This window comes from Nocardia sp. NPDC050697 (genome assembly GCF_040654395.1).
Taxonomy (GTDB): domain Bacteria; phylum Actinomycetota; class Actinomycetes; order Mycobacteriales; family Mycobacteriaceae; genus Nocardia.
In genome coordinates this window covers 597,205-609,904 of record NZ_JBFAHY010000001.1, presented here as the reverse complement: position 1 = coordinate 609,904, position 12,700 = coordinate 597,205, and the positions used below count along the sequence as shown (strand labels likewise).

Annotated in this window: 15 protein-coding genes and 1 pseudogene; 10 read left to right on the top strand and 6 right to left on the bottom strand. The window is 72.1% G+C overall.

Annotation, left to right across the window (positions count from 1 at the left end; genetic code table 11):
* Positions 1-684, top strand: coding sequence for a TetR/AcrR family transcriptional regulator C-terminal domain-containing protein (locus AB0H71_RS03050; RefSeq protein ID WP_357014311.1), 684 nt, complete (start codon positions 1-3; stop codon positions 682-684).
* A gap of 93 nt (positions 685-777) precedes the next feature.
* Complete coding sequence (locus AB0H71_RS03045) at positions 778-1,725, top strand: alpha/beta fold hydrolase (RefSeq protein ID WP_357014309.1); 948 nt, start codon at positions 778-780, stop codon at positions 1,723-1,725.
* Here the strand turns inward: AB0H71_RS03045 and AB0H71_RS03040 are convergent.
* Complete coding sequence (locus AB0H71_RS03040) at positions 1,722-2,687, bottom strand: helix-turn-helix domain-containing protein (RefSeq protein ID WP_357014307.1); 966 nt, start codon at positions 2,685-2,687, stop codon at positions 1,722-1,724. The two genes, AB0H71_RS03045 and AB0H71_RS03040, sit on opposite strands and share 4 nt — an antisense overlap.
* A gap of 101 nt (positions 2,688-2,788) precedes the next feature.
* Between AB0H71_RS03040 and AB0H71_RS03035 the strand changes: the two genes are divergently transcribed.
* Positions 2,789-3,241, top strand: coding sequence for a hypothetical protein (locus AB0H71_RS03035; RefSeq protein ID WP_357014306.1), 453 nt, complete (start codon positions 2,789-2,791; stop codon positions 3,239-3,241).
* Here AB0H71_RS03035 and AB0H71_RS03030 read toward each other — a convergent pair.
* Genes AB0H71_RS03030 through AB0H71_RS03020 form a run of 3 tightly spaced genes read right to left on the bottom strand, consistent with a single transcriptional unit; the run spans position 3,232 to position 6,325 of the window.
* Positions 3,232-4,242: a phosphotransferase family protein gene (locus AB0H71_RS03030; protein WP_357014304.1), complete on the bottom strand. Its 1,011-nt coding sequence runs from the start codon at positions 4,240-4,242 to the stop codon at positions 3,232-3,234. The genes AB0H71_RS03035 and AB0H71_RS03030 overlap by 10 nt on opposite strands.
* On the bottom strand, positions 4,239-5,531 hold the full coding sequence (locus AB0H71_RS03025; RefSeq protein ID WP_357014302.1) for an acyl-CoA dehydrogenase family protein: 1,293 nt from the start codon (positions 5,529-5,531) through the stop codon (positions 4,239-4,241). The genes AB0H71_RS03030 and AB0H71_RS03025 overlap by 4 nt, the downstream gene beginning before the upstream one ends.
* A gap of 32 nt (positions 5,532-5,563) precedes the next feature.
* Positions 5,564-6,325, bottom strand: coding sequence for an SDR family oxidoreductase (locus tag AB0H71_RS03020; protein ID WP_357014301.1), 762 nt, complete (start codon positions 6,323-6,325; stop codon positions 5,564-5,566).
* Between the two features lie 92 nt (positions 6,326-6,417).
* Here AB0H71_RS03020 and AB0H71_RS03015 point away from each other — a divergent pair.
* Together AB0H71_RS03015 and ilvD are read left to right on the top strand one after the other, a co-directional pair.
* Positions 6,418-6,771 (top strand): annotated as a pseudogene (locus tag AB0H71_RS03015) (SDR family oxidoreductase); the annotation flags it as partial.
* A 155-nt stretch (positions 6,772-6,926) separates the two neighbouring features.
* The gene (ilvD, locus tag AB0H71_RS03010; protein ID WP_357014299.1) at positions 6,927-8,621 is read left to right on the top strand and encodes a dihydroxy-acid dehydratase; all 1,695 of its coding nucleotides are present in this window, start codon (positions 6,927-6,929) and stop codon (positions 8,619-8,621) included.
* On the opposite strand, the gene AB0H71_RS03005 is transcribed toward ilvD, so the two are convergent.
* Positions 8,605-9,237 (bottom strand): helix-turn-helix domain-containing protein, encoded by a 633-nt coding sequence (locus AB0H71_RS03005; RefSeq protein ID WP_357014297.1) that lies wholly within the window; start codon positions 9,235-9,237, stop codon positions 8,605-8,607. The two genes, ilvD and AB0H71_RS03005, sit on opposite strands and share 17 nt — an antisense overlap.
* An 84-nt stretch (positions 9,238-9,321) precedes the next feature.
* On the opposite strand from AB0H71_RS03005, the gene AB0H71_RS03000 reads away from it, so the two are divergent.
* From AB0H71_RS03000 to AB0H71_RS02985, 4 genes are read left to right on the top strand one after another with little or no spacing between them, the layout of a single operon-like run.
* Positions 9,322-10,017 carry a hypothetical protein gene (locus tag AB0H71_RS03000; RefSeq protein ID WP_357014295.1) on the top strand — a complete coding sequence of 232 codons (696 nt, stop codon included), beginning with the start codon at positions 9,322-9,324 and terminating at the stop codon, positions 10,015-10,017.
* A complete protein-coding gene (locus tag AB0H71_RS02995; protein ID WP_357014294.1) occupies positions 10,014-10,754 on the top strand; it encodes a hypothetical protein in 741 nt (246 codons plus the stop codon). Before AB0H71_RS03000 ends, AB0H71_RS02995 begins: the two co-directional genes overlap by 4 nt.
* A gap of 35 nt (positions 10,755-10,789) precedes the next feature.
* The gene (locus tag AB0H71_RS02990; protein WP_357016116.1) at positions 10,790-11,290 is read left to right on the top strand and encodes a cytochrome c oxidase subunit 3; all 501 of its coding nucleotides are present in this window, start codon (positions 10,790-10,792) and stop codon (positions 11,288-11,290) included.
* A gap of 4 nt (positions 11,291-11,294) precedes the next feature.
* Positions 11,295-11,570, top strand: coding sequence for a cytochrome C oxidase subunit IV family protein (locus AB0H71_RS02985; RefSeq protein WP_357014292.1), 276 nt, complete (start codon positions 11,295-11,297; stop codon positions 11,568-11,570).
* On the opposite strand, the gene AB0H71_RS02980 is transcribed toward AB0H71_RS02985, so the two are convergent.
* Complete coding sequence (locus AB0H71_RS02980; protein WP_357014291.1) at positions 11,555-11,770, bottom strand: hypothetical protein; 216 nt, start codon at positions 11,768-11,770, stop codon at positions 11,555-11,557. The genes AB0H71_RS02985 and AB0H71_RS02980 overlap by 16 nt on opposite strands.
* Before the next feature lie 155 nt (positions 11,771-11,925).
* Between AB0H71_RS02980 and AB0H71_RS02975 the strand changes: the two genes are divergently transcribed.
* Complete coding sequence (locus AB0H71_RS02975) at positions 11,926-12,699, top strand: hypothetical protein (RefSeq protein WP_357014289.1); 774 nt, start codon at positions 11,926-11,928, stop codon at positions 12,697-12,699.
* Position 12,700: the final 1 nt, after the last annotated feature.

Sequence of the window (12,700 nt, the reverse complement as noted above, 5' to 3'; positions counted from 1 at the left end):
ATGAGCGAGGGGGCGGGGGTACCGCGGCGGCCGGGGCGGCCGGCCAAGCTGAGCCGGGAGCGGATCGTCGCCGCGGCCAGGGAGCTGCCGCTGGAGTCGCTGACCATGCAGGCGGTCGCCGATGTGCTCGGCGTCGACCGCAAGGCGCTGAACTACTACGTCAGTGACCGCGCCGGGCTGCTGCAGCTGCTCGCGCTCGACGCCTTCGAGACCGAGCTCGCCGGGCTGCGCTTCGGCCCGGACACCGGCTGGCCGGAGCTGCTGCGGCTCACCGCGGCGGCGATTCGCACGGCGCTCATCCGGGTCGGCGGGCTGGTCTCGGCCATCGACTTCGGCGGGGTGCGGGGGTCGGCGGCCCTGGATACCGTCGAGCGCATTCTGACGCTGCTGCTCGCGGCCGGTTTCACCCCCCAGGAGGCGGGGCGCACGCTCACCCTGATCGCCGAGATCGCCCGCGCCGCCGCCGGGGAGGCGATGGAGACCAGGGGCGGGCCGCCGGAGCCGCAGGCGCACAATGTCGTGCACGTGCTCGCCGGGGAGCCGAGCGGCCAGTTCCCAGCGCTGCGCCGGATCGCGGCCGAGCGCGATGCGGTCCGGGATCGAGGTGTCCAGTTCGAGTTCGACCTGGACATCCTGCTCGCCGGGCTCGCCGCCCGCCTGCGCGGACGGGCAGCGGGAGGATGACCGGGCACCGTCGGCGGGCCCGCCGGGTGTGATCTCACCGGACCGCCACCGAACCGGGGGCGAGTTCGTGCGGTGCGTCACACAGTCGTGGGCATGGATATCTCCACCGCTTCCCGATGGTGCGGCCTGGCCGCGGCCGCCCTGCTCTTCGGCGGCCTCGCCGCCCCGGCCCTGGCCGACCCGCCGCCGGCCACCCCCCTGCCGGTGCCGCGCAACTTCCTGCTCGACGCCTCGCTCAGCGCGCTCCAGGGCGGCGCCGCGAATGCGCCGGGCACCAACGACTGGTCCTGCAAGCCCTCCCCCGAGCACCCCGAGCCCGTCGTCCTCGTGCACGGCCTCATGGCGAACCGCGTCGACAACTGGCAGACCTACGGCCCGCTGCTGGCCAATAGCGGCTACTGCGTCTTCGCCCTGACCTACGGCAGCGCCGACGGCGACCCGAACGGCTTCATCGGCGGCATCACCTCTATGGAGAGCAGCGCGGCGACGCTCGACGCCTTCGTCGACCTGGTGCGCGCCGCGACCGGCGCGCCCAAGGTCGCCCTCGTGGGCCACTCCGAGGGCGCCACCATGCCCTACTGGTACATCAAGCTCGGCGGTGGCCGGAACAAGGTCGCCAGGATGATCGGGCTCTCCCCCGCCGTGCACGGCATCGGCGGGCAGGCCGGTACCGACACCGGCTCGAGCACCGGATCGGCGAACCTCCCGGCGCCGCTCGAATTCGTGCCCACCTCGGAGTTCATCCGTCAGCTCGTCCAGGGGGGTATCACGGTTCCGGGCGTCGCCTACACCCAGATCATGACGCGCTACGACGAGGTGATCGTGCCGTACACCTCGGGCCGGATCGACGAGCCCGGTGCGGCGAACCACGTCGTCCAGGACTATTGCGCCCAGGATCTGGCGGATCACCTGTCGATCAACTCCGACCCCACCGCCTCCAGCCTGGTCCTCGATGCCCTCGACCCCGAGCACCCGCGCCCGGTGGAGTGCACGCTCGTGCTGCCCGCGATCGGCGTCGTCGGCACCGGATCGGGTAACTAGGCCGGGTGTTTCGCGCCGGGCCGCAGCGCGCCGGGGGCACGTCCGGTGTGCCGCTTGACCAACCGGTGCAGCGTCGCCGGGTCGGCCAGGCCGACGGCGGCGGCGATCTCGCCGAGCGGCAGCCGGGTGCTGCGCAGCAGGTGCAGCGCCCGCTGCAACCGGACCCGGGCGACGAGTTGCAGCGGGCTCAGCCCGGCGGCGGCGCCGGTGCGCCGGGCCAGGGTGCGCGGGCTCAGGTTGCAGTGCCGGGCCAGCGATTCCAGCGTGTGCGGGTGCGCGGGGTGCGCGCGGACGAAGGATTCCAGCGCGGCCACGGTGTCGTCGCGGGCCGCGAGGTGCGAGGGGACGAGGAAGCTGGCCTGCGAGGCGCGCTGGTCGACCACGAGCCGGGCGGCGAGTTCGTCGGTGAGCGCGGCGCCGCCGTGCTGCCGCATGATCGCCAGCATCAGGTCGATGTGCGCGAAGGCGCTGCCCGCGGTGCGGATCGGGCCGTCGCGCACCACCATGTCGTCGAGCACGACCCGCGCGCCCGGAGCGACCCGGGCGAGTTCGGCGCCGAGCCACCAGGTGGTGACGCAGCGGCGGCCGGTGAGCAGCCCGGCGGCGCCGAGGACGAAGACCGCGGTGCAGGAGGCCGCGATCTCGGCCCCGCGCGCCTGCGCGTCGACGAGCCAGGCACCGGCGGCGGCGATATCGGGGGCGGCGAGCCTGGCCGCGATCTCGGTGGCGTCGGCGGCGCCGAGCCCGGGGAGCACGACCAGGTCGCGGGGGCGGGCGCGGGCCAGCGGCCGGGCGCGGGCGGTGAGGCCGCCGCGGATGCGCACCTCCGGCGCCGGTGCGACGAAGCGCAGGTCGAAGGCGGGTGCGCCGAGGATGCGGTTGGCGGCGGAGACCACGTCGACGGTGCTGCCGACCGCGCTCGCGCTCGCGCCGTCCAGTACGAGCAGGTCGATCCCGATCATGTGGCGAATTGTGCAAGAAAGCTGTCGAGTCCGCCACTGTCGGTAACCCGGGGCGAGCGGCAGAGTGAGACGGGCACGTTCCGAACGACGGAAGGCCCGATATGCCCCTGCTGCGCGTGGTGCTGACCCCCGGCGCATTCGACGACGACCAGAAGGCGCGGCTGGCGGCCGCGCTCACCGACGCCTCCTGCCGCGCCGAATCGCTGCCCGACGACCCGCGCAACCGGATGGGCTCGCTGGTGCTCCTGGAGGAGCTCGCCCCCGGCGCCTTCTACTCCGCCGCGCACCGGGCCGAGGCGGCGGTGGCCGGGGTCTTCATCGACTGGCAGGTCAGCGCGGGAGTGCTGGACGGTGCCCGCAAGGCGCGCTTCGCCGCCGAGCTCCAGGAGGCGGCGCGCGCGGTCCGCGACGACGACCGGCTGGTGGTGACCTCGTGCGTGATCCACGAGGTGCCGGAGGGGCAGTGGGCGCAGAACGGCGCCATCCGGCGGCTGCCGGAGATCACCGCCCGCGCCCGCTTCCAGCACCTGACCGACCTGCTCGATCAGCGATAGCCGGTGCTCTCGGCCAGCTCGGCGGCGTCCCGCATGAGCTTCGGCACGAGCTCGCCGAATGCCTTCAGCTTCGGACTGTCACCGGCGCGCTGATAGCCCTGCTCCAGCACGATGGCGAGTTTCCAGCGGGCCAGGATCAGGTAGTAGTCGAAGTCGTCGACCTGCCGCCCGGACACCTCGGCGAACCGGGCCACCAGCTGATCGCGGCCCGGCATGCCGTGCACGCCGACGTGCCCCGCGGTCGCGGCCGGGTCGTCGGTGGACTCGGGCCAATCCTTCAGCGCCCAGGCCAGATCCAGTTTGGGGTCGCCGATGGTGCCCATCTCCCAATCCACGATGGCGGCGAGCCGGGCCGGGCCGCCGTGCGCGAACAGGACATTGGCCCACTGGTAGTCGCCGTGCATGAGCCCGGGGACGAAGTCGAGCGGGCGGTGCGCGTACAGCCAGGCGGTGGCGGTCGCCATGCCGTCCAGCTCGCGGCCCTTGATCCGCTCGAACATACCGGTCCAGCGCTGCACCTGGCGGTCGTGGAAGCCGTCCGGCCTGCCGAGGTCGTCCAGGCCGCGGGCCCGCCAGTCCACGGTGGTCAGCTGGGCGACGCCCTCGACCAGGCGGTAGGCCAGGTCGGCGGGGTCGGCGTCGAAGGGCTCGGGCCAGCGCTTGCGGTGGTCCATCGGCGCCCAGCCGTCGATGTGGCCCATGAGGTAGAAGGCGCGGCCGAGCACCTCGGGGTCCGGGCAGACGGCGATGCCGCGGGCGTGCGGGACGTCGGTGCCGTCCAGCGCGGCGGTGATCCGCCACTCCCGCAGGATGCCCCTGTCCCGCTCGGCGGGGGCGCTGGCGGGCGGGATGCGCAGCACGCTGTGGTGCTCGCCGCGGCGCAGTTCGTAGATCTCGTTCTGTGCGCCGCCGGAGAGCTCGGTGATCTCCAGGGGCGCCCCCGTGCCGAGTTCCTTCTCGTCCAGCCAGGCGGTGAGGCGGGCGCTGTCGAGGCCGGTCACCGCTCGTCGCCCAGGAAATCGGCGTACTGGGCGAGCGCGGCCTCGCGTTTGCGCGGCAGCCACTCGGTGGGCCACAGCTCGTCGGTGGCGGAGTGGTCGCGCAGCACCTGGCGGGCGACGGTGGTCTTGTGCACCTCGGTGGGGCCGTCGGCCAGCCCCATGACGGCGGCGCCGGAGATCATCTTCATGAGCGGCACCTCGTCGGTGACGCCGAGCGCGCCGTGCACCTGCATGGAGCGCCAGGCGATGTCGTGCAGCACCGTCGGCATGACGACCTTGACCGCGGCGATGTCCTTGCGGACCTTCTTGTAGTCGTTGTACTTGTCGATCTTCCACGCGGTGTGCAGCACCAGCAGCCGGAACTGGGCCAGCTGCGCCCAGGAGTCGGCGATATAGCCCTGCACGAACTGCTTCTCGGCGAGCTGGCTGCCCGCGGTCTCCCGGCTCAGCGCCCGCTCGCAGAGCATGTCCAGCGCCCGCTGCGCCAGCCCGATGGTGCGCATGGCGTGGTGGATGCGGCCGCCGCCGAGCCGGGTCTGCGCGATCACGAAGGCCTGCCCCGCGCCGCCGAGCAGCGCCGAATCCGGCACCCGCACCTGGTTGTAGTGGAGGAGCGCGTGCTGTCCGGCGGCCTCCGGCTCGCCGTAGAGCCGGACGTCGCGCTCGATCTCGATGCCGGGGGTGTCGGCGGGCACCAGGAACATCGACATGCCCCTGTACGCACCGGCTTCGGGGTCGGTGATCGCCATGACGATGTAGAACGCCGCGGTCCTGGCATTGGAGGAGAAGTACTTGCGGCCCTCGAGCACCCAGTCGCCGCCGTCCCGGACCGCGGTGGTGGTGAACTGGCGCGGGTCGGCGCCGGCCTGCGGCTCGGTCATGGAGTAGCAGGAGAAGAGCTCGCCGTCGAGCAGCGGGCGCAGGTACCGCTCCTTCTGCTCGTCGCTGCCGTAGTGCGCGAGGATCTCGGCATTGCCGGTGTCGGGGGCCTGGCAGCCGAAGACGATCGGCGCCCACGAGCAGCGGCCCAGGATCTCGTTCAGCAGCGCGAGCTTCACCTGGCCGTGGCCCTGGCCGCCGAGCTCGGGGCCGAGGTGGGTGGCCCACAGCCCCCGCTCGCGCACCCGCTGCTTGAGCGGGGCGATGGCATCACGGCGCTTGCCCGTGAGCGGCACGAACTGCTCGTGCGGCCAGACCAGGTCCAGCGGCTCCACCTCGGTGCGGACGAAATCGTCCGCCCAGTCCAGCTTGGCCTGATACTCGGGATCGGTCTCGAAATCCCACGCCATGTCGTACTCCTGTTCGGTCGGGGTCGGGAGGGTCAGGGCATGCCGCCGTCGGAGCGCAGGGTGGCCCCGGTGGTGAAGCTGGAGGCATCGGAGGCGAGGAAGAGCGCGGCGCCGACGATCTCGGGCGGGCGGCCCGCGCGTTGCAGGGCGTGCGCGCCGAAGGGGTTGGGCACCGCATCGATGTCCCAGTCCGCCGTGGCGCCGGTCAGGTGCGGGCCCGCCATGAGGGTGTTGACCCGCACCGCCGGGCCGAAGGCGAGCGCCAGCCCCTCGGTCATGGCATTGAGCCCGGCCTTGGCGGCGGCGTACGGCACGATCGAGGGCCGCGGGCGGATCGAGCCGGACGAGCTGACATTGATGATCGAGCCGCGCCCGGCCGCCACCATGCGCTCGCCGACCAGCACCGAGAGCCGGAACGGGCCCTTGAGGTTCAGGTTCACCACGGCGTCGAAGAGCCTCTCGCTCACCGCGCCGAGGGAGTCGTAGACCGGCTGCATCCCGGCGTTGTTGATCAGCACGTCGACCCGGCCGAACCGGTCGTAGGCGGCCTCGACCAGGCCGTCCAGCTGGTCCCAGCGGCCCACGTGCACGGCGTGCGGCAGTGCGGCGCGGCCGGTCTCGCGCTCGATCTCCGCGCAGGTCGCCGCGCAGCTCTCGAGGTCGCGGCTCGCGATCACCAGGTCGGCGCCGCAGCGCGCCGCGCCGAGCGCCATCTCCCGGCCCAGCCCCCTGCTCCCGCCGGTCACCAGCACCACGCGGCCGGTCAGGTCGAACATGTCGTCCGCGTAGCCCATGCCTCAGACTCCCGCTCTCATCTTCCAGAATGCTATTCTTGATTGCGAGAGTGACATACTCGGGTATGGGTGCACAAGGAGGTGTCGCCGAATTCGGCGGGCTGAACGGGCTGTTCAACGTCGGCGCCGATATGCGCGCGCTGCGCGGCGACACCGACGTGGTCGATATCGACCTCGCGGTCTGGGACCGGCTGCTCACCGCGAACCTGCGCGGCTGCCTGCTCACCATGCGGCACGTCATCCCACACCTGCTCGCGCGCGGCGGCGGCGCCATCGTCAACACCTCCTCGGCCGCCGCCTTCCAGGGCGAGTCGGCGCGGCCCGCCTACGCCGCCGCCAAGGCCGGGATCGGCGCGCTCACCCGGCACGTCGCCACCCGCTGGGGCCGCGACGGCATCCGCTGCAATGCCGTCGCGCGGGGCTTCACCGCCACCGAGGCGATCCGCGCGGTCAGGTGCTGAATATCGACGGCGGCACCGTGCTGCGTTGAGCGGAGCCCGAGCAATGTTGCCGGATGCGGTAATGACCCCACCGAAGAGTTGCGTTCGCGGTAACAATGCTGGTCACGGCTGCCGGAAGACGATGGGGTAGCCTCCCGGAAATGACAGATCCGGTCGATATGAAGCCGCGCAGCCGCGATGTCACCGACGGGATGCAGCGGGCCCCCTCCCGGGCCATGCTGCGCGCCGTCGGGCTGACCGACGACGACTGGGACAAACCGCAGATCGGCATCGCCTCGGCCTGGAACGAGGTGACCCCGTGCAACCTCACCCTGCGCACGCTGGCGCAGCGGGCCAAGGCCGGGGTGCGCGCGGCAGGTGGGGTGGCGCTGGAGTTCGGCACCATCACCGTCAGCGACGGCATCTCCATGGGCCACGAGGGAATGCGCGCCTCGCTGGTGAGCCGCGAGGTGATCACCGACAGCGTGGAGACGGTGGTGCACGCCGAGCGCCTCGACGGCTTCATCGGGCTGGCCGGCTGCGACAAGTCCATCCCCGGCATGCTGATGGCGGCCGCCCGGCTCGACCTGCCCAGCGTCTTCGTCTACAACGGCTCCATCCTGCCCGGCAACCACAACGGCACCTCGCTCGACATCACCAGCGTCTTCGAGGCGGTCGGCGCCTGCGCGGCGGGCAAGATCGACGAGCACGAGCTGGGCCAGATCGAGCGCAAGGCCTGCCCCGGCGAGGGCGCCTGCGGCGGCATGTTCACCGCCAACACCATGTCCTCGATCGCCGAGGCGCTCGGGCTCAGCCTGCCCGGCTCGGCCTCCCCGCCCGCCGTGGACCGGCGCCGCGAGGACGACGCCGCCGCGGCGGGCGAGGCGATCGTCGGCATGCTGCGGCTCGGCATCCGGCCCAGCCAGATCCTGACCAAGCAGGCCTTCGAGAACGCCATCGCGGTGACCTCCGCGCTCGGCGGCAGCACCAATGCGGTGCTGCACCTGCTCGCCATCGCCAACGAGGCCGGGGTCGAGCTGCACCTGGACGATTTCAACCGGATCGCCGCCCGGGTCCCGCATGTCGCGGACATGAAGCCGGGCGGGCGGTTTCACATGCTGGAGCTGGACCGGGTCGGCGGCGTCCCGGTGGTGCTCAAGCAGCTGCTCGACGCCGGGCTGTTGCACGGCGACTGCCTCACCGTCACCGGCAAGACCATGGCGGAGAACCTGGCCGAGATCGACCCGCCCGCCCCGGACGGGGTCGTGGTCTACCCCATCGACCGCCCGATCCACCGCGACGGCGGCATCAATGTGCTCAGCGGCTCGCTCGCGCCGAAGGGCAGCGTGGTCAAGGTCGCCGGGCTCACCGCCGACCAGATGCTCTTCGAGGGCCCGGCCCGGGTTTTCGACGGCGAGGACGGGGCGATGGCCGCGATCCTGGCCGGGGAGATCGAGCCGGGCACGGTGCTGGTGATCCGCTACGAGGGGCCCAAGGGCGGGCCGGGGATGCGCGAGATGCTCGCCATCACCGGCGCGCTCAAGGGCGCCGGGCGCGGTGCCGACTGCGCGCTGGTGACCGACGGCCGGTTCAGCGGCGGCACGTGGGGTTTCTGCATCGGCCACGTGGCGCCGGAGGCGCGGGACGGCGGGCCGATCGCCTTCGTGCGGGACGGCGACCGCATCCGGGTGGACGTCCACGAGAAGGCGCTGGACCTGCTGGTCGACGAGGCCGAGCTGGCCGCGCGGCGGGAGGGCTGGGTGCCGAACGAGCCGCGCTACACCCGCGGCGTGCTCGGCAAGTACGCCCGGCTGGTGCAGGGCGCCGAGACCGGGGCCATCACCAACCCGCGCTGAGCACGGTATCGATCTCGGCGGCGAGCCGCGGCGTGAGCGGCTCGTCGCCGAAATCGGCCGCGGCCCAGCAGCGGACGCCGTCGGCGACCAGCATCTGCGCCAGCCGGGCCAGCCGCACCACATCGACGTCCGGGCCCAGCTTGCCGTCGCGCTGCGCCCGCTGGAACGGCCCGAGGAACAGGTAGGCGATATCCGCCGCGCTCGCTCCGTCGGCGAGCACCCGCCGCTCCAGCCGGTAGGTCTCCAGCACCGCCTCGAAAATGAGCTCGGCGGGGTAGCGGCGGGCCCGCTGCTCCAGCGTCCCGATCACCGCGGTGAGTACCTCGCGCAGCTCGTAGGGGCGGGCCAGCACCGCCTCGGCGGCGGCGTGCGCCTCCCGCATGGTGAACACCTCGAGCGCGAGCAGGATCTCCTCTCGGCGCGCGAAGTACACGTAGAACAACGCCTTCGAGACCCCCGCCGCCTTGCAGATATCGGTGACGGTGGTGCCCGCGAACCCCTTCGTGCGCCACAGCGCCATGGCCGCCTGCATGATCGCCTCCCGGCTGGCCTGCGAGCGGGCCCGCACCGGTGTCGCCCTGTGCTGACGCTGGTCATTTTTCGGAGTTGCTGCCACACAGCGATATTACCGCTCCCCAGTTATTGACTACCGTCAGGAAAGTTGCGATCCTCGGTGGGCGCGGGAGCGGGAGGAACACCTATGGACGACGCCGATCTGCGGGCGCAGTACGCGATTCTGTGGTCGACCCCGGTGGTCGCGGTCGTGCTGGGGGTGCTGTTCGTGGCCTTCCCCGGCTTCTTCCCGCCCATGTCGCCGAGCATGACGCCCGACGAGGTGGCGCGGTTCTACCTGGACAACACCGCGCTCACCCGGTTCAGCATGGTCGGGTTCAATCTGTGCGGGATCATGATCGTGCCGTTCTTCGTGCTGATCATGGGCCGGATGGCGCGGATGGGCGGGCAGAGCCGGATCCTCGCCTTCTCCTACCTGACCTCGGTGGTGGCGGGGGCGACGCTCTTCGCGCTCTCGAACATCCTCTTCGCGGTCGCGGCGTTCCGCCCGGAGCGCGACCCGGCGCTCGTCCAGGTGCTCAACGATCTGGCCTGGCTGCTGTTCATCGCGCCGATCGGCATGCTGGTGGCGCAGTTCGTGCTGCTGGCGCTGGCGGTGTACCTGGACGACCGGGCGGTCTTCCCGCGCTGGGTGGCGCCGTACTCGCTGCTCACCGCGGCGGTCATGGCGCCATCGGCCGGGGCGGCGGTGTTCCGGAGCGGGCCGCTGGCCTGGGACGGCTTCGTCTCGTTCTGGCTGCGCAACGGCGCCTTCGCGCTCTTCGTCGCGGTCATGTTCGTGCGGGTGCGGGTGGCGCTGCGGGAGCAGGAGCGGGCGGCATGAGCGTGCTGGAGCGGCAGCGGGTCCGGAATCTCGATGTCTGGATCGCCTACTGGGGATTCGCCGTCTTCTACGCCGCGCTCTCGGCCGGGGTGGTCTTCCTCGGCCGCGCGACCCCGCCGCCGCGCCCTGACGTGACCGCCGAGCAGACGGCGCGGTGGTTCGCCGAGCACGCGACCGGGATCCGGCTCGGGTTCGGCATCCTGCTGGTGATCGCGGGCGGCGCGGCCGTCTCGAACGGCATCATCGGCTACTTCATGAAGCGCATGAGCTCGGGGCGGCTGCTGGCCTACGCCTACATCGCCGCCATGGGGGTGGGCGCCATCCCCGGGTTCCACCTGCTGCTCATCTGCTGGCTCACCGCCACCTTCCGGCCGGACCGTACCCCCGCGATCAGCTCCTTCCTCTACGACCTCGGCATGCTCTCCTACAACGGCTCGCTCGGCTGCTTCACCGCCGCCTACGCGGTGCTCGCCATCGCGATCTTCTACGACCGCAACGGGATCTTCCCGAAGTGGTTCGCCTACGTGTCGATCTGGCAGATCGTGACCGAGGTGGTCGCCACCCAGATGTGGGTCTTCCGCTCCGGCGCCTTCGCCTGGAACGGCATGATCACCTTCTACATCGCGGTGGTGATCTTCGGAATCTGGATCGCCTGCCTGCTGCCACTCATGCGCAGCGCCGCGCGGGCCGAAACCGCCGGGACCGCACCGCTGTACAGCGCGGAGACCGCCCGGTGAGCGCACCGGCCGGGCGGATCTCCGGCGACATCCACATGTGGGTGATGATCCTGGGCGACCTGTTCTTCTTCGGCTGCTACTTCCTCACCTACATGGTGTTCCGGGCGCGCTCCCCCGAGCTCTTCGCGGCCGGGCAGCGGCAGCTGCTCCTCGGCGTCGGCGTCGTCAATACCGTTGTGCTGCTCACCGCGTCGCTCTTCGCCGCGCTCGCGGTGCTGGAAATCCGGCGGGGCGCGGTGCGCGCGACGCGGCGGCTGCTGCTCGCCGCGGGCGGCTGCGGGGTGCTCTTCGCGGCGCTCAAGGGCTACGAGTGGCAGCACGCCGTCGCGGCCGGGCACACCGTGGCCGACGAGTTCTTCTCCTTCTACTACGTGCTCACCGGGGTGCACCTGGCGCATCTGCTGCTCGGGCTGCTCGTCCTCGGCATCGTGGCCCGGGTGCCGCGGGTGAGCCCGGTGGAGCAGGGGGCGCTGTACTGGCACATGATCGACCTGCTCTGGATCGTGATCTTCGCGATCCTCTACCTGCTGAGGTGATGCCGTGACCGAGGCTCCGTCGCTGCCGCGCGACCGGCGCGCGCTCGTGCTGGTCTGGCTGGCGCTGGTGGGCAGCACCGTCATCGCCTGGTGGTTCGCCCCCGGCCACGACGCCGCCGAGCTGGCCGTCGTCGTGGTGGCGCTCGGGTTCGTCAAGTGCCGGTTGGTGATTCGCCGGTTCATGGAGGTCGGGCAGGCGCCGCGCTGGCTGCGGGCCGGCACCGACGCCTGGCTGGTGCTGCTGTGGGCCGGGCTGGCCGGGATCTACCTCTGGGGCTGATCGTCCTCCTTCGCCTGCTTGCGCCGCTGCGCCCAGTTCAGCCCGAGGACGACGGCACCGCCGACCACGATGCCGGTGCAGAAGGTGCCGATCCAGCCGTCCATGCCTGCGGGCGCGCCGTCGAGCAGCATTTTCACGGCGAGGTAGCCGAGGCAGGTGAAGATGCCTGCCAGGACGAGCCGGGAAGCGGGGTCTTTCACGCGGTGCTCCTTGGTCGATGGTCCGCCCGCCGCGGGCGGCACAGGGTAATCAGCGCGGCCGCGCGTTTCGTTTACACGCGAATCGCCGCGCCACCCCGCTACCGGGACAGCGGCGCCGATCAGCGGGAGAATGGGGAGGGACAGGGGGTATACCGATGGACGAACGCGACCCGCTACCCGAGCACGACTGGCCCCGCGCCCTCGCCCGCGGCACGGCGCTGGCCACCGACTACCTGGCCGGGCTCGCACCCGGCGCGGCCGGGGTGCTCTACGGCCTCGCCACCGAGCAGGAGGTGCACGGGTTCGAGGGCAGCAGGGAGCAGGCGCTGGCGCACCTCGGCGCCATGCTCGGCACCTACCCCGACCAGGCGGTGCTCCGGGTCTGGCTGGGGTCGGGCGGCACCGGGGTCGAGCAGCGCGCCATAGGCCGCGCCGCCGAGGTGCGGGTGCGCACCCGCGGCTGGGATCCGGCCGTCGGCCCGCTGCAGTACCGCCTCGCGCACGCCTCGCCCTGGGCCACCACCGCCGATATCGAGCACCCCTCGCTCACCCTGCGCCGCGCCGGCACCGCGCCGTCCTGGGAGATCACCTTCATCGAGACCATCTTCGACGACGACGGCGAGGTCGGCACCACCGTCGACCTGGGGCTCAGCTCCACCTCGTTCGCGGCGCTCACCGACCTGCCCGCCGCCTTCTGGTCCGCGGTGGAGAGCGCCGAGACGCTGGATCAGGTGGTCGCCGCGGTGCACCGCTTCGGCGCCCGCGACACCACCGCCGACGCCCGCCCCTCCTGGATGTTCGGCCCCGCCGCACCGCCCGACCCCACCGAGGTGGAGCGGGCCCGCGAGCTGCGCAGCCGGTTCTGGGCGGTCATCGCCGACGCGCACCGTGCCGCCAGCGACGAGCCGGACACCACCGCGGGGTCGTAGC